The sequence below is a fragment of the Shewanella indica genome (assembly GCF_033842865.1).
Classification (GTDB): domain Bacteria; phylum Pseudomonadota; class Gammaproteobacteria; order Enterobacterales; family Shewanellaceae; genus Shewanella; species Shewanella indica.
This window is the reverse complement of the sequence record NZ_JAWXXR010000001.1, coordinates 258,080-272,896: the sequence shown is the minus strand read 5'-3', so window position 1 is coordinate 272,896 and position 14,817 is coordinate 258,080. Positions and strand designations below refer to the sequence as shown.

The 14,817-nt window shown below is 54.6% G+C and carries 16 protein-coding genes and 1 pseudogene; 9 read left to right on the top strand and 8 right to left on the bottom strand.

The annotated features are described in order from the left end of the window. Positions 1–2: 2 nt before the first annotated feature. Complete coding sequence (ispE, locus tag SIL79_RS01285) at positions 3–881, bottom strand: 4-(cytidine 5'-diphospho)-2-C-methyl-D-erythritol kinase (protein ID WP_162206660.1); 879 nt, start codon at positions 879–881, stop codon at positions 3–5. Next, positions 878–1,549: a lipoprotein insertase outer membrane protein LolB gene (lolB, locus tag SIL79_RS01280; protein ID WP_039034338.1), complete on the bottom strand. Its 672-nt coding sequence runs from the start codon at positions 1,547–1,549 to the stop codon at positions 878–880. The genes ispE and lolB overlap by 4 nt, the downstream gene beginning before the upstream one ends. A gap of 238 nt (positions 1,550–1,787) precedes the next feature. On the opposite strand from lolB, the gene hemA reads away from it, so the two are divergent. The 8 genes and pseudogenes from hemA to SIL79_RS01240 form a co-directional block, all read left to right on the top strand. Continuing rightward, the gene (gene hemA / locus SIL79_RS01275; protein ID WP_039034337.1) at positions 1,788–3,038 is read left to right on the top strand and encodes a glutamyl-tRNA reductase; all 1,251 of its coding nucleotides are present in this window, start codon (positions 1,788–1,790) and stop codon (positions 3,036–3,038) included. A gap of 14 nt (positions 3,039–3,052) precedes the next feature. Beyond that, positions 3,053–4,138: a peptide chain release factor 1 gene (gene prfA / locus SIL79_RS01270; RefSeq protein WP_039034287.1), complete on the top strand. Its 1,086-nt coding sequence runs from the start codon at positions 3,053–3,055 to the stop codon at positions 4,136–4,138. A gap of 11 nt (positions 4,139–4,149) precedes the next feature. Further along, the gene (gene prmC, locus SIL79_RS01265) at positions 4,150–4,995 is read left to right on the top strand and encodes a peptide chain release factor N(5)-glutamine methyltransferase (RefSeq protein WP_144361759.1); all 846 of its coding nucleotides are present in this window, start codon (positions 4,150–4,152) and stop codon (positions 4,993–4,995) included. 156 nt (positions 4,996–5,151) lie between these two features. Then, positions 5,152–5,547, top strand: a complete 396-nt coding sequence (locus SIL79_RS01260; protein ID WP_039034285.1) for a SirB2 family protein — start codon at positions 5,152–5,154, stop codon at positions 5,545–5,547. After that, the gene (locus SIL79_RS01255) at positions 5,547–6,338 is read left to right on the top strand and encodes a transglutaminase family protein (protein WP_144361758.1); all 792 of its coding nucleotides are present in this window, start codon (positions 5,547–5,549) and stop codon (positions 6,336–6,338) included. Before SIL79_RS01260 ends, SIL79_RS01255 begins: the two co-directional genes overlap by 1 nt. Before the next feature lie 79 nt (positions 6,339–6,417). Continuing rightward, entirely contained in the window at positions 6,418–7,689 is a 1,272-nt protein-coding gene (locus tag SIL79_RS01250; RefSeq protein WP_373297528.1) for a DUF819 family protein, read from the top strand. 44 nt (positions 7,690–7,733) lie between these two features. Further along, positions 7,734–8,582, top strand: a complete 849-nt coding sequence (gene kdsA / locus SIL79_RS01245) for a 3-deoxy-8-phosphooctulonate synthase (protein ID WP_039034283.1) — start codon at positions 7,734–7,736, stop codon at positions 8,580–8,582. Positions 8,583–8,734: 152 nt separating this feature from the next. Further along, positions 8,735–9,184: pseudogene (locus SIL79_RS01240) on the top strand (EamA family transporter); the annotation flags it as partial. A 1-nt stretch (position 9,185) separates the two neighbouring features. Here SIL79_RS01240 and SIL79_RS01235 read toward each other — a convergent pair. Then, positions 9,186–10,112: a ketopantoate reductase family protein gene (locus SIL79_RS01235; RefSeq protein ID WP_071475477.1), complete on the bottom strand. Its 927-nt coding sequence runs from the start codon at positions 10,110–10,112 to the stop codon at positions 9,186–9,188. Between the two features lie 4 nt (positions 10,113–10,116). After that, the gene (locus tag SIL79_RS01230) at positions 10,117–10,476 is read right to left on the bottom strand and encodes a VanZ family protein (RefSeq protein WP_039034281.1); all 360 of its coding nucleotides are present in this window, start codon (positions 10,474–10,476) and stop codon (positions 10,117–10,119) included. 145 nt (positions 10,477–10,621) lie between these two features. Between SIL79_RS01230 and SIL79_RS01225 the strand changes: the two genes are divergently transcribed. Beyond that, positions 10,622–11,107, top strand: a complete 486-nt coding sequence (locus tag SIL79_RS01225; RefSeq protein ID WP_028779730.1) for a YajQ family cyclic di-GMP-binding protein — start codon at positions 10,622–10,624, stop codon at positions 11,105–11,107. Here the strand turns inward: SIL79_RS01225 and SIL79_RS01220 are convergent. The 4 genes from SIL79_RS01220 to SIL79_RS01205 form a co-directional block, all read right to left on the bottom strand. Beyond that, positions 11,104–12,789: an MFS transporter gene (locus SIL79_RS01220; RefSeq protein ID WP_162206659.1), complete on the bottom strand. Its 1,686-nt coding sequence runs from the start codon at positions 12,787–12,789 to the stop codon at positions 11,104–11,106. The genes SIL79_RS01225 and SIL79_RS01220 overlap by 4 nt on opposite strands. A gap of 161 nt (positions 12,790–12,950) precedes the next feature. Next, positions 12,951–13,271 (bottom strand): hypothetical protein, encoded by a 321-nt coding sequence (locus SIL79_RS01215; protein ID WP_025011704.1) that lies wholly within the window; start codon positions 13,269–13,271, stop codon positions 12,951–12,953. Positions 13,272–13,338: 67 nt separating this feature from the next. Then, entirely contained in the window at positions 13,339–13,923 is a 585-nt protein-coding gene (locus SIL79_RS01210) for a peptidylprolyl isomerase (protein WP_028779732.1), read from the bottom strand. Positions 13,924–13,988: 65 nt separating this feature from the next. After that, positions 13,989–14,555 carry a YajG family lipoprotein gene (locus SIL79_RS01205; RefSeq protein ID WP_144361755.1) on the bottom strand — a complete coding sequence of 189 codons (567 nt, stop codon included), beginning with the start codon at positions 14,553–14,555 and terminating at the stop codon, positions 13,989–13,991. Between the last annotated feature and the right edge of the window lie 262 nt (positions 14,556–14,817).

Sequence of the window (14,817 nt, the reverse complement as noted above, 5' to 3'; positions counted from 1 at the left end):
GTTCAGAGGCGAGCCAGTCGACTCTGAAGCGGCGATCTATTTATCCCTTTGGCAACAAAGCCTTTGAATGATGACGGCAGCTTTGCCAGACAATCGAGAGCTTGTTGCTGTTTTTCGAATTCCCCGAACACGCAGGCGCCGGTTCCGGTCATTCTGGACGGCGCATATTCTAGCAGCCAGGCCAAGGCCTTGGCAACTTGAGGGTAATGGCGACACACCAGTTCCTGACAATCGTTTTGCCAGGGGCTGCTCAGTAGTTGCTCCAGAGAGAGCTTGGGAGTATCTCTCGGTAAATCAGGGTCATGGAATACTTTTTCAGTGGAAACATGGGCCTCGGGAACCAATATCAGATACCAAGGTTCGGCCGGTTTCACCGGCTGAAGTTTTTCGCCGACCCCTTCGGCAAAGGCCGCCATGCCCTTAATGAAAACAGGAACATCTGCGCCGAGTTTTAAACCAATTTGTTCAAGTTCCGCTTCGCTCAGGCCGGTTTGCCACAGGGCATTGAGAGCCACCAGAGTCGTGGCTGCGTCCGACGACCCGCCTCCCAGACCGCCGCCCATGGGCAGCTTCTTGTCGAGCCAGATCTCGGCCCCCATTTCACAGCCACTGGCTTGCTGCAATGATTTTGCGGCCTTGAGAATTAAGTTATCGTTATCCGGGACAGCGGCGCCCAAATTGGAGTGCAGTTTGAGTTTGCCATTGGTGGTGACTTTAAAGTCCAACAGATCGCCATGGTCGAGAAACTGAAACAGGGTCTGCAGTTCATGGTAGCCGTCTTGGCGGCGGCCATTGATGTGCAAAAACAGGTTCAGCTTGGCCGGGGCCGGCCAGCCAAGCGAAAGACTATTGGGCTGGAGGTTTGGGTGATCGAGGCTCATGGCTGCTGGCTTTCCTTGGTGATGAGTGTGCTCTGGGCTTCGAGCGCCTGCCACTCGGTTAACTGGATCTTGAGTTCGAGTGCGCCGCGATTGAGTTTGAGAAGGCGCGGAATATCGGCACCGCTTTGTTGCTGCCAACTGAGGTACTTCACCTGCCATGGCGGGTTAACGCTGCCATCTTCCAGGCTCTGGGGTTTACCGTCATTGTTTGTGAGCAGGAGTTCAGTGTCGGCGGCGCTGAGGCCAAGCACCCAGCGGGGCAGGGCGTTAAGCGGAATACTCCAGCTGCTGAGGCCATCGAGTAAACGCTGCGGGTCACGGTTGCGGTAGACTTCGCCGTCCAGCTCCAAAAAGGCGCCATCCGGGCCGCTCTTCAGCAGCATCACACTGGTGCCCAACATGGTGGTGAGTCTCAGCTCTTCCGTCGTCGGGGTATGCAGCCAATAGAGATTAGTGCTGAACTTTTCCTCAGGAGTCTTTACCGCCAGCTTGCCTTTCAGCTCCCAGGCCTTGGCTTGGTTGGCGTGCTTGACTTGAGTCGCCTGCCAGCGGGTATCGGGCAAGCTGCTACAACCACCGAGCAACGTAAGGAGCAATAAGGGCAACAACAAGCGCAGTGCCGACAGAGGTGTAAAACAGGTTTTTGTGAAGTACTTCAAAATAATCATCTGTTGTTCACTGTGTAGGCCGCCTATGATACGAGGGCTTTGGCAGAATACCAATAAGCGTCGACCCCAGTGGTGTCGCCCTTGTGGCTTTTGCCAGCACCTGCTTAGCTTAATTGATAAATTGGTTGAGAAGTTAGACCTTTATTCGGTTTTGTTAAGCGTATTCTGTTTTTAAGGTGGCCAATTCAGTAGAATGGCCGCATCCTACAGCGACGCCAAGAGTCCAGAACGAGTTCAGATGAGCCTTGTAGCAATTGGTATAAACCATAAAACCGCCACTGTTGACCTGCGTGAGAAAGTTGCCTTTGCCCCGGATAAGATCCATGACGCCATGCGTAGCTTGGCCAAGGAGACCCAGAGCGGGGAAGCCGTCATCGTTTCCACCTGTAACCGTACCGAGCTTTACTGCAATACAGAAAATGCCGAGCAGGTGGTGCGTTGGTTGGAAGACTATCATGGCCTGAGCCATGAAGAGGTGGCCCCTTGCCTTTACCAACACTGTGGGCAACCCGCGGTGCAACATTTAATGCGGGTCGCATCCGGGCTTGACTCTCTGGTGCTGGGCGAGCCGCAGATCCTCGGTCAGGTCAAACAGGCGTTTGCCAAGGCCAAGGAATCAGGCACAGTGGCACTGACACTGGATCGCCTGTTCCAAAATACTTTTGCCGTGGCCAAGAAGGTGCGCACCGAAACGGAAATCGGTACTGCGGCGGTTTCGGTAGCTTTTGCCGCCGTCAGCATGGCCAAACATATCTTCTCCTCTCTGGCGACTACCAAGGTACTACTCATAGGTGCCGGTGAAACCATAGAACTGGTTGCCCGTCATCTGAAGGAAAACGGTGTGACCAGCATGGTGGTGGCCAACCGCACCATTTCCCGCGCCGAAGCCATGTGCGAAGAGTTTAATGCCCAGGCGATTACCCTGGAACAGATACCAGATTTTCTCCCCAAGGCCGATATCGTGATATCCTCTACCGCCAGTCCGCTGCCTATTCTGGGCAAGGGCATGGTAGAAAAAGCGCTGAAGCAGCGCCGCCATCAACCTATGTTATTGGTTGATATAGCGGTTCCCCGTGATATTGAGGCAGAAGTCGGTGATTTGGACGATGCCTTCCTCTACACGGTCGATGATCTGCAAAGCATAATCGAACAGAATATGGCCTCCCGTAGAGAGGCCGCCGAGCAAGCGGAAGTCATTGCCGAAGAGCATTCACACCAGTTTATGGAGTGGGTTCGTTCACTGGAATCGGTCGACAGCATTCGCGAATATCGTACCCAGAGCATGGCGATTAAAGATGAGCTGGTTGAACGGGCTATGAACAAGTTGGCACAGGGAGCAGACACAGAGCAGGTGCTGCTGGAGCTGGCTAACCGCCTGACCAACAGACTGATCCATGCTCCGACCCAGGCCCTGACTGCTGCCAGTCGTCAGGGGGATCTCAATGCTTTGGGTCAATTGAGAACCGCGCTCGGCTTGGATAAACACTAAGGTTAGCGAGCTAAATGAAGGAATCCGTTATCCGCAAGCTGGAAGGCTTGCTTGAGCGTAATGAAGAAGTATTGGCCCTGCTCAGTGATGCAGGTGTCATAGCGGATCAGGACAGGTTCAGAGCCCTGTCACGGGAATATGCTCAGCTTGAAGATGTGGTCAAAGGCTTTAAGGCCTACCAGCAGGCGCAGGCGGATCTGCAAACCGCACAGGAGATGCTGGCCGAGGAAGATCCTGAGCTGAAAGAGATGGCTCAGGAAGAGATCAAGGCGGCCCGCGCTCAGTTGGAGCAGCTGGAAGGCGAGTTGCAAATTCTGCTGTTGCCCAAAGATCCCAATGATGCCAGCAACGCCTTTCTGGAAATCCGTGCCGGTGCAGGCGGTGATGAAGCGGCTATCTTTGCCGGCGATCTATTCCGTATGTACAGCCGTTATGCCGAGAGCCAGCGCTGGCAGGTCGAAGTCATGAGCGCCAGCGAAGGCGAGCATGGCGGTTTCAAAGAGGTGATAGCAAAAGTCAGCGGTGACGGTGTTTACGGCAAACTCAAGTTTGAGTCCGGTGGTCACAGGGTACAAAGGGTGCCGGAAACCGAATCCCAGGGGCGGGTGCATACCTCGGCCTGTACCGTGGCCGTTATGCACGAAGTGCCTGAGGCCCAGGCGGTGGAAATCAACCCGGCCGAGCTGCGTATCGACACCTTCCGCTCTTCCGGTGCCGGTGGTCAGCACGTTAACAAAACCGACTCGGCAATTCGTATTACCCACTTGCCCACAGGTTTGGTGGTGGAATGCCAGGATCAGCGCTCACAGCACAAGAACAAGGCTCAGGCCTTGAGCGTACTGGCGGCCCGTTTGCAGGCGGCTGAAGATGAAAAACGCCGCAGCGCCGAAGAATCTACCCGTCGCTCTCTGGTGGGTAGCGGTGACCGCTCAGAGCGGATCCGTACCTATAATTTCCCTCAGGGAAGGGTGAGCGACCACAGGATCAACCTGACACTGTATCGTCTCAACGAGGTGATGGAAGGAGACCTGGAGCAGCTGCTTGAGCCTTTGATGCAAGAGCATCAGGCTGACATGCTGGCGGCTCTGTCCGACGAATAAAAGGACTGTCTGTGACTAAACTCAATATTGCCGAGGCCCTGCAATGGGCCTCTTCTATGCTGGCCGCATCGTCCGAGTCTGCCCATGCAGATGCCGAAGCCCTGTTGCTGCATTGCTTGGGCAAGAGCCGCAGTTTTCTCTATACCTGGCCCGAAAGAAACTTATCGGCCGAACAACACAAGCAGTTCACCCTGATGGTGCAGCGTCGCAGCCAAGGTGTGCCTGTGGCTCATATTGTCGGTGAGCGCGAGTTCTGGTCACTGCCTTTTATCGTTAATGAATCCACCCTTATCCCGCGCCCGGATACCGAAATCCTGGTGGAAACCGCGCTCAATCTGCAGCTTTCAGATGATATCGCCGTGCTGGATCTCGGCACAGGTACCGGTGCTATTGCACTGGCGCTGGCCCATGAACGGCAAGGCTGGAGAGTGACTGCCGTCGATAAGGTCGAGGCCGCGGTGGCGCTGGCCTGTGCCAACCGGGATAACCTGAAGTTGCCGCAGGTGGAGATCCTTCAGAGCGACTGGTTTTCGGCAGTTAAGGGACGCAAATTCCAACTGATTGTTTCCAACCCTCCCTATATTGAGGAGGATGATGAGCATCTTGAGATGGGCGATGTGCGCTTTGAACCCCGCAGCGCCTTGACCGCCGCCGATCAGGGTTTTGCCGACCTATTCCATATCGCAGCCCATGCCAGGGAGCACTTGCTGCCGGGCGGTTATCTGCTGCTGGAGCATGGTTATGCCCAAGCGGTGAAACTCAGGGAGAAACTTGCCGAGCTCGGTTATCAACAGGTGGCCACAGTGCGTGATTTTGGCTCCAATGAAAGATGTACTCTGGGTTTGTGGCCCGGTTGAGTCTCTGTGCCCGGGAGTCACGCCCGGGCTTGAAAACCGCGAATATCGTCCCCACTTCCTGCCTTAATTCTGCCTTTTCGACAGCGGCTTGGCCTTGGTGCTGAGCACTGCGATAGGGTACACTGTCGCCTTTGTTCACCTACAGATAGCTATCCGATGGAAACTTTTTACAGCCTGTATCCGGCAGTTAAACACCTGCACATGACTCTAATCGCCGTCAGCGTATTGCTGTTCATTGTGCGTTTCGTGCTTAAGCTGCGTCAGTCAGCCATTATGGACAAGAAACTGCTGAAGGTAGGTCCCCATGTGATCGATACTTTCCTGCTGCTGTCCGGATTGATTCTGTGTTTTATGATTAAGCAGTATCCCTTCGTTGATCCTTGGATGACGGAGAAGATAGGCGCAGTGGTCGCTTACATACTGCTGGGCGTGATGGCGCTCAAGTCCAACCGTAATCTGATCTTCCGGATCTTCGCCTTCCTCGGTGCTCTGGGCTGGGTGGTTTATGCGGCAAAACTGGCACACTTCAAACAAGCGGTAATTCTGGGGTAATGCAACAATATTCTCTTAAGCAAGACGAACTCTCTCTGCCCGAGTCGGCATTTGAGCTTTGCCAACATCTGGGCTTTGGCCAGGCCAAACAGGCTAACTGGGCCTGGCTGGAACTGTCCGGCTCAGTGCTCAGCCATTATCTGGTGGATCAGCAGCGGCGCTTTCAGGCGCTGCTGGACTGGTTTTACAAGGACCTGGGGTTTGGCCCCAGGGAAGATTATTTTTCCCGGCAGGCGGCCGATCTCGGCCAGTGTATTCTCAGCCGCCAGGGGAACAGTACCACATTGGCAACTGTGCTTATGTTGCTGGGCAAACAGCTGGACTTGAAATTCGACCCTGTGCTGCTGCCGGGCACCACAGTGCTGGCCTGCCACGTGGCCGGTGAACTCATCTATCTCGACCCGCTTCGGGGGGAGCGCCTCAGCAAAGAGCGCTTGCATGCCCTGGTTCGCGGTGAGCTTGGGAACAGTGCGCCGCTAAAAGCGTCTTACCTCAAGCCGGTTGGCACCCAGAGGCTGATGACCCGCATGCTGCATGAACTCAAGGCGGGCGCCATAGTTGCCCATGAGTTTGAAGTCGCGATGGAGTGCTGTAATTTGCTACTTGAATGGCATGCCGACGATCTCAGCCTGCATCGGGAGCGCGCCTTTATTGCCCAGCAACTGGGGGCGATTCATGTCGCCAGCGCCGACCTGCAGTATTTTGTCGACAATAGCCCGCACGACCCTGTGGTCGAGTTGGTGAAGATGCAACTCAGAGAATTGGGAGACGACCCTCAGACCTTTCATTGAACCTGCCCGCGAGGGCAGTGATAAAAATATAAATATTAAAATAAAACAATAAATTGCAATCGCAAGGGAGATAGGACCTATGAGCAGTACCTCACAGGCGGCTACTGAAATGACCGCGCTGGTGACCAATGACGCCACCGCGCTCGGTATTCTGGCCGCCATTCTCGGCTTCGTTTTTTATACCAACAGCAGCAGCCATCCTTTCTGGCAGAAGTTTTACCGCTTCATTCCGGCTTTGCTGTTGTGTTACTTCCTGCCATCCTTGCTCAATACCTTTGGGATTGTCGATGGCAGCAGCTCCAAACTTTACTATGTGGCGTCCCGTTATCTGTTGCCGGCCTGTTTGGTATTGCTGATCCTCAGCGTCGATATCAAAGCTATTCTGGGATTGGGTCCCAAGGCGGTAGTGATGTTTTTGACCGGCACTATGGGCATTGTCATCGGGGGCCCGATTGCCCTGCTTATCATGTCGGCAATCGACCCGACATTGACCGCTGGTCACGGCCCGGACGCGGTCTGGCGCGGCATGACCACACTCGCCGGCAGCTGGATTGGCGGCGGTGCCAACCAGGCGGCGATGAAAGAGATTTATGAAGTGGGCGGCAATATCTTCTCCGTGATGGTCACTGTCGATGTGATAGTCGCCAACATCTGGATGGCCGTGCTGCTGTTTATGGCATCCAGGGCCAAGGAGATAGATGCCAAGACAGGTGCAGATACCAGCGCCATTGAAAGCCTCAAGGCCAAGGTGGAACAGTATCATGCCGAAAATGCCCGCATTCCCAGCCTGCGCGACATTATGCTGATAGTGGCTGTGGGCTTTGGTATTACCGGTCTGGCCCATGTCGGCGCCGATCTGCTGGCTCCCTGGTTTGCGACTAACTATCCCTGGACCGAGCAATACAGTCTGACCTCCGGATTCTTCTGGCTGGTAGTGATAGTGACCACCATAGGTTTGCTGCTGTCATTCAGCCCGGCCCGTCATTTGGAAGCGGCCGGCGCCTCCAAGATAGCCTCGGCTTACCTCTACATACTGGTGGCTACAATCGGTTTGCATATGGATGTATCCCAAATTATGGATACGCCGATTTACTTCCTGGTGGGTATTATCTGGATGTTGGTGCATTCGGGATTGATGCTGCTGGTGGCCAAGCTTATCCGTGCGCCGCTGTTTTATATGGCGGTGGGCAGCCAGGCCAACGTTGGCGGCGCGGCGTCTGCGCCCGTAGTGGCTGCGGCCTTCCACCCGGCACTGGCACCCGTAGGTGTACTGCTGGCGGTATTCGGCTATGCTTTAGGCACTTATATGGCCTGGCTCTGTGGCCAGTTGCTGCAGGCCGTGGCCGGCTGATTTAAGTTAACGCCGCATGAGCGGCATTCAAGAGAGAAGTTGCGATGAGTAATAAAACCATACATCTGGGGGCTATCGAGATAGCCAATGACAAGCCCTTTGTGCTGTTCGGTGGCATGAATGTACTCGAGTCGCGGGACTTGGCGATGACCATTGCCGAAACCTACGCGGAAGTCACTCAGAAGCTGGGGATCCCTTATGTGTTCAAGGCCTCCTTCGACAAGGCTAACCGCTCATCCGTCAACTCCTATCGTGGCCCCGGCATGGAAGAAGGTTTGAAAATCTTCCAGGAGATCAAGGACACCTTCAAGCTGCCATTGATTACCGATGTGCATGAGCCTTACCAGTGTGCGCCTGTGGCCGAAGTGGTGGACATCATCCAGTTGCCGGCCTTTCTGGCGCGTCAGACAGATCTGGTGGTGGCCATGGCCAAGACAGGGGCTATCATCAATGTGAAAAAGCCTCAGTTCCTGGCGCCCCATGAGATGCGACACATCATCAAGAAATTCAACGAAGCGGGCAATGATGAGATCATTCTCTGCGAGCGTGGCAGCTGCTTTGGTTATAACAACCTGGTAGTGGACATGTTGGGCATGGATGAGATGAAGCAATCAGGCTACCCGGTGATCTTCGATGCCACCCATGCGCTGCAGCGCCCTGGCGGCCGTGAAGATTCTGCCGGTGGTCGTCGTGCCCAGGCAACCGAACTGGCCCGCAGCGGCATGGCGCTGGGACTGGCCGGGCTGTTTATTGAGGCACACCCGGACCCGGACAACGCCAAATGTGATGGCCCTTGTGCCTTGCCATTGCAGCAACTGGAAGGGTACCTGAGCCAGATGAAGGCCGTTGATGAGCTGGTGAAGTCTTTCCCGGCGCTGGATACCAGTCGCTGAGCCAAGCGCTTGGTTAACCTTACATAAGCGGCTGCAAGCTGCGCCTTTGATTGAATAGCGAATCACTTAACTAGCATGTTAGCTTTAAACGCCCGCGATTGCGGGCGTTTTTCATTGCAGTCATGGCTTGCGGTTCATCGGCAAGTATTCTCGGGCTCAAAGGCTTGTCCTTCAAGACGCTGCTGCTGGGGTTGGGGTGCGGCAGCGCCTTTGCGCTGACTTCGCTCTGGGTTCGGGAAGCAAGCCTGGTGCTGGGTTTGCCATTTCCTCACCGCGCCGCCTGGGTACTCTTGTTGGTTATTTTGCTGTAGACCTTGTTGCTGCTCGCCTGGCTTCTTATCAAAGATAAAGAGACCCTTAAAAAACTCCGGCACAGGCCCGGGTTGACCCTGGCCATCAGTATCAGTAGCTGTCTGGGCTCAATAGGTTGGTTCAGCGCCATGTCGCTCACGGCCGTGCCTTATGTGAAAACGCTCGGGCAGGTGGAAGTCTTCTTTATGATGCTGATCTCCAGCCTTTGGCTCAAGCAGCGGGTCAAGGTCAAGGATATGGGCGGCCTGGTATTGATTGCCCTGGCCGCGGTATTGGTGCTTTGGGGATGATTTAGCCGTGTGGCTCCAATGCCTTTATCTGGGCCAGCAGTTCGCTGTTGATTGGCAGCGAGAGCCCATATTGCTCGGCGCGCTGTTGCAGGTAACCGTTGATATAGTCAATTTCCGTCTTGCGGCCGTGCTTGAGATCCTGATACATGGAGGAGTAGTTGGCGGCGGTTAGCCGTATCACTTCCTTGACTCTGGCGTGCAGCGCATCGAACGTCAGCGCTATGCCTTCCTGCTTGGCTACCTGTAACAGCTCATCGAGAATGGCGCAGATTGTTCCCTCAAACTCGGGGGCGGCCAGGGCACCGTTGTTGACTCTGTGAATGGCGGTCAGCGGATTGATAACGGCATTGACCGCCAGCTTTTGCCACAGGGCTTCGAGAATGGCATTGCTCCACTGACTGCCGGGAATAGCATTGAGCAGAGCGGTTTTCATCACCTCTGGCATGGGGGCGCCGATTAAGTCACCTATCTGGGTCAGGCCACTGCCGGTTTGGCGAATATGATTGCTGCTTAGTCTCAGCGCCGCCTGACTTGTCGTGCCCAGGCTCAGTGGCCGCTCATGCAGCTTGGCGGCCAGACTCTGATGAGGACCAAGTCCATTGTGCAGCAGCAGGATGCGACAATTCGGGTGAAGTCTTGGCAGCACAGGCTCCAGCGCCGCTTCAACCTGATAGGCTTTGACTGTGACCAGCAAGAGATCGAGCTGCTTGAGCTTGCTCGAGTCCTGCGCCAGGCACAGAAACGATGTTTGCAGACTCTGGTCGCCAAGCTCCAGGGTATAGACGTGTTCTTCGCCCTGCTGCGCCAATGGCAGGGTGTTGGCTGTTGGCAACACTCTGGGTAATAACCAAGGTTCAAGACCGGCTGCAGCCAGTTGCTGCGCCAGCAGTTGCCCTATGGCCCCAACGCCGAGGATCCCTATCTGCATCCCGTTACTCCTTCAGCATGGCGGCGCCAAAATACTTGCGATAGCCCCAGAGAGATACGTAGAAGAGTACGACTCCGGTCATATCGGCGACAAAGTCGGCCATATCGGCACTGCGGTAAGGCAGGCGGGATTGCACCATCTCTATCAGAATGCCGTAGCCGGCCAGGGTGGCAAACATTAAGTACCAGCGGGGGCGAAATGCCAGATAGGTCAGCCAGGCGAGGGCAAAGAAACTGCCGATATGGCCCACTTTATCCAGGTTAGGAATGCTCTGAGGGTAGTTAGGCTTGGAAAAAACCAGGTAGCTGATCACCGCCAGGGCAATCAACAAAGCAATTTTAAACAGCAGCTGTCGGTTAATCACAAATCACGCAGGGTTGGAAAGCTTGGCGAACATCATAGTCAAAATAAAGCCTGGCTGTCATCAGCAGACTTGGATTTATTCAGCTCGGCTTCAACTTAGGGTAGACTGGCGCTATTGGTTTGACTGATAAGTAAAAGGCGATGAAATGCCCTCATTCGATATAGTGTCAGAAGTAGATGCCGTTGAGCTGCGTAACGCAGTGGATAACAGCAAACGTGAATTGGATACCCGCTTCGATTTCCGTGGGGTGGAATTTGCGGTGGAGTATAAAGACTTTGTAGTGACCCTGTCGGCAGAGTCGGACTTTCAGTGCAATCAGATGGTGGATATTTTAAGAACCCAACTGAGCCGTCGTAATGTGGATCCCAAGGCGATGGAAGTGGATGAAAAGGCGATTCACAGCGGCAAGATGTTCTCTTTGAAGGTTAAGTTCAAACAAGGCATAGAGGCTGATGTGGCCAAGAAGCTGGTAAAACAGATCAAAGACAGCAAGATAAAGGTGCAGGCGCAAATCCAGGGCGACTCGGTACGGGTCACAGGCAAGAAGCGTGACGACTTGCAGGCTGTGATGGCGCTGGCCCGTAATGCCGAGCTGGGCCAGCCTTTCCAGTTCAATAATTTCCGCGACTAGTCGTTAATCTGCGACTTGAGCGTATCCTGAGCAGTATCAGCCCGCCTCGGCGGGCTGTTTTTTTGCACCAGCCAAATCAGCAGCAGCACGGGCAAGCCTATGATGCTGGCGCTGACAAAGAAATTTACATAGCCAAAGGCGTTGACCCAGGCGCCGGAGAAGCCGGCAATAAACTTGGGAAACAGTAACATCACCGAAGACAGCAGCGCATACTGAGTGGCACTGTAGCCACTGCTGGTGAGGCTGGAAAGGTAGGCGATAAAGGCCGCTGTGGCGATACCGCCGCTGAAGTTGTCCACCGAAATTGCCAGGGTCAGCAGTGGCACGTTGTAGCCCACCATGGCCTGCAGGGCGAACAACAGATTGGTGGTGGCCACCAGGAAGGCGCCGACATAGAGGATTTTTATGGTGCCGAAGCGTGCCAACAACACCCCGCCGAATGCCGAGCCCACCAGGGTCATTATCAGACCATAGACCTTGCTCAAGGTGGCTATCTCTTCCTTGCTGAAGCCCATATCCACATAGAAAACATTGGCCATGATCCCCATGACAATATCCGAGATCCGGTAGCAGGAGATCAGCATAAGGATCAGAATCGCGCTCTTGCCGTAGCGGCGAAAGAAATCGATAAAGGGCAGGGCCACGGCACTGTAGAGCCAGGAGATAAAGGCGGCCATCCTATCTGTGCCGGCCTGGGTCAGCTGCTTGGCTTCCCGCTCTTGAATTGCCCTGTCTTTACTTTTGACGCCGAAGATCAGCAACCAGAGCAGCAGAGTGAGCCCCATAGTAGCCAGAGTAACCACATTTGTATTCAGGGCCTGACTCGGAAAGTAGGATTGCAGTACCTGGGTGAAAGGCTCGGCCAGGCTAAAACAGAAATATAGCCCCAGCAGCAGGAGCAGTAACTTGCCATGGCGCAGGATAAACAGGTTGGCCGGCGCGGCCCAGACAGAGAGTCTGGGTGCCAGGTTGGCCCTGAGTCTGTCTCTGAGAACGGCTTCCTCTTCCCCTATCGAGCTGATATCCACCGCCGGCTCTTTGGCAAAAAGCGTTGCCAGTATGCCGATGCCCATCAAACCTGCCATTACCAGATAGGCGGTTTGCCAGCTCTGGAGATCGTAGCTTTCCGGCTCGGGAGAAACCCAGGCGGCGATAGTCAGTGAGCCTGCCGTGGCTATGATCATCGCGCTGCGATAGCCTACCTGATAGGCGGCGGCCAGTGCCGCCTGCATTTTCTCCGGCGCCGACTCGATACGAAAGGCATCGACCACTATGTCCTGGGTGGCGGAGGAAAAGGCCACCATCAGCGCAAACAGTGCCAGATGGGTGAGATCTTCCATGGGGTCGCTGCCGGCCATCCCCAAAATGGCGGCTATCAGTAATAACTGGGAGAACAACATCCAGCCGCGGCGACGGCCAAAAAGTTGGCTGAACAAAGGCAGGGGCATGCGATCGACCAGGGGGGACCAGGCCCACTTGAAGGCATAGATCAAGGCCACCCAACTGAAATAGCCAATGGCGGCCCTGTCTACCCCGGCTTCCCTGAGCCAGAAAGACAGGGTGGAAAATACCAGCATCAGCGGCAGGCCGGCGGAAAAACCGAGCAGCAATAAGATGAGTACCCGCTTATGGAAATAGATACTCAGGGCGTCTCGGGTGCTGGCAAAAAAAGATTGAGGCATGGCACGGCTTGGTGAGAGTCAAAGGCCTTAGAGTAAAAGCCTGCGCCTGCGACTTCAAGGCGTGCTTGGGTGTTTGCCCAATAAAAAATCCCCGGCAAAGCCGGGGATTGGTCGCCCGTGTCATTAAAGTGTCACCCGGGCGGGGTAGATTAACGTCTGTCTCAGGGCCTGACGCCGATACAGCCTTCGGGTATGGGGCCACCACCGAACAGGTATTCACAGCAGTCGTCCAGTTGCTGGCGCAAAAACTGGTTACCGCGCAATACCCAATCGGGCCATTTATCGAAGGCGTACAACAAGTGCCAAAATACGCGTTCGACATCCGTTTGCGCTTCCCCCTGCAAGTTCAGCTGATGCCATTCTTCCAGGGTATCCCACAGATACAATCTGACTTCATTAAATTCCAGCTTGTCGCTCAAGAATGCTTTGCCGTAATGAGCCAGTTGGGGCGCTTTCACATCGATGAACTCTTCCGGGGTCATCAGATCGCCTCCTTATGTTTGCCAGGTTCAGTATAGACAGCTTTTTGATACTGAGCCGTGCCTGGGGTTAATTTCTCGGCAGAAGTGTGGCTTTCTTCAACAAAACTTGGGTGACCGGCACGTCGGGCCAACCCAAGGTGCTGTTGGTGCCTGTCTCTACCAGCGCCATATTCTGCAGAACTTCAAGCCCTTGGCTGACTTCACCGAATACGGCATAGCCCCAGCGCCTGGAGGATGGGTCGAGCTTTTTGTTGTCGGCCACATTGAAGTAAAACTGGCGGGTGGCCGAATGGGGGGCATTCTCTCTGGCCATGGCTATAGTGCCTAGGCTGTTGGACAGGCCGTTGCCCGACTCATTGACTATCGGCTTGTCTGACGGCAGTTCTTCATACTTGGGACTGAGGCCGCCGCCCTGAACCACGAAATCGGCAATAATGCGGTGAAACAATGTGTTGTTGTAGTCGCCGCGCACCACATAGGTGAGAAAGTTGTCCACAGTAATGGGCGCCCGGGTGCGGTCGAGCTCGACCACGATTTTGCCCATGCTGGTATCAAATTCCACTTGGGGGTAGAGATTGTCTTTTTGTATATCCAATGCCAGCGCCAGCTGACTGGTCAGCATCAATACGGCTGCGAGTATCCATCGGCTCATGACCAGATTCCTTATCATAGTGTTGCAGACGGGCAGGCCTGTGAGTCACCGACCGGCCCAATAAATTACTGCTGCAAAAAGCTGTGCAGCTCGGGGTCGTTGAGTATTTCGCCGGTCAACTGGGTGATCAGTTTGTTCATGTCCAGTTCCAGTGAGGCGAAGTCGGCACTGAATGGCCCCTTGAGCAGCCCCTTGGCCTTATAGCGCTTGGTCAGGGTATGGCTGCTGTTTTTCGCCAGCAGATTGATGCTGACATTGGTTTTGGCTTCGAAGCCGAAGCTGGATTCATCCACATCAGTGAGCAGTTCAATCAGCTGCAGCTGCACTTCTTTCCCACTGGCGGGATCAATTCGGTATCCGGCCTTGGCAAAACCTTGACGAAACAGTTGATCCAGTTGGGCCCTGGGTGGCTCGGCTGGGCTTACCAGACGTGCGGCTTTGCCGTCTTCATTGAATCGCACAATAAAATTGGCGGTGCGGGTATCCAGGGTTTGCAGCGCCAGAGCAGGCTCCAGCGAGGTCTGTGGCGTGACCGCAGGCAGTTCAGGGCTCAGGGCAATAAAGTTGGGGGTATGACTGGCGCAGCCAAAGAGCAGCGCCGACCCCAGCATCAAGGTAGCAAGCCGTTTCATAAAAATCCGAAGCTGTAAAAAGGTGGCATCAGGATAACCAGATTTGAGTTTGGCTTCCAGCATCTGCTTATGGCAGATAACCGACTTTGGTTCTGTAAGGGGGAGATTTTTGCGGGTTCTTTGCGCGTAGGCCGCCAAGGGGCAAACTCAAGTATCAATCCCGTGAAACAGCTAGCTTAGATTATCAAGGGGTGTCTTTGTCAGTTAGCGTTTCTGAATGACATCGTAAACCAGATCGTATTCTGCAATTGGTTTTTCATTT

Excerpts from the sequence above, each read along its gene's own strand:
- lolB (WP_039034338.1), bottom strand. The coding sequence starts at position 1,549 with ATGATTATTTTGAAGTACTTCACAAAAACCTGTTTTACACCTCTGTCG.
- SIL79_RS01235 (WP_071475477.1), bottom strand. The coding sequence starts at position 10,112 with ATGCAGATAGGGATCCTCGGCGTTGGGGCCATAGGGCAACTGCTGGCG.
- SIL79_RS01220 (WP_162206659.1), bottom strand. The coding sequence starts at position 12,789 with ATGCCTCAATCTTTTTTTGCCAGCACCCGAGACGCCCTGAGTATCTAT.
- SIL79_RS01210 (WP_028779732.1), bottom strand. The coding sequence starts at position 13,923 with ATGAGCCGATGGATACTCGCAGCCGTATTGATGCTGACCAGTCAGCTG.
- prfA (WP_039034287.1), top strand. The coding sequence starts at position 3,053 with ATGAAGGAATCCGTTATCCGCAAGCTGGAAGGCTTGCTTGAGCGTAAT.
- SIL79_RS01205 (WP_144361755.1), bottom strand. The coding sequence starts at position 14,555 with ATGAAACGGCTTGCTACCTTGATGCTGGGGTCGGCGCTGCTCTTTGGC.
- SIL79_RS01215 (WP_025011704.1), bottom strand. The coding sequence starts at position 13,271 with ATGACCCCGGAAGAGTTCATCGATGTGAAAGCGCCCCAACTGGCTCAT.
- hemA (WP_039034337.1), top strand. The coding sequence starts at position 1,788 with ATGAGCCTTGTAGCAATTGGTATAAACCATAAAACCGCCACTGTTGAC.
- SIL79_RS01260 (WP_039034285.1), top strand. The coding sequence starts at position 5,152 with ATGGAAACTTTTTACAGCCTGTATCCGGCAGTTAAACACCTGCACATG.
- kdsA (WP_039034283.1), top strand. The coding sequence starts at position 7,734 with ATGAGTAATAAAACCATACATCTGGGGGCTATCGAGATAGCCAATGAC.
- ispE (WP_162206660.1), bottom strand. The coding sequence starts at position 881 with ATGAGCCTCGATCACCCAAACCTCCAGCCCAATAGTCTTTCGCTTGGC.
- SIL79_RS01250 (WP_373297528.1), top strand. The coding sequence starts at position 6,418 with ATGAGCAGTACCTCACAGGCGGCTACTGAAATGACCGCGCTGGTGACC.
- SIL79_RS01255 (WP_144361758.1), top strand. The coding sequence starts at position 5,547 with ATGCAACAATATTCTCTTAAGCAAGACGAACTCTCTCTGCCCGAGTCG.
- SIL79_RS01225 (WP_028779730.1), top strand. The coding sequence starts at position 10,622 with ATGCCCTCATTCGATATAGTGTCAGAAGTAGATGCCGTTGAGCTGCGT.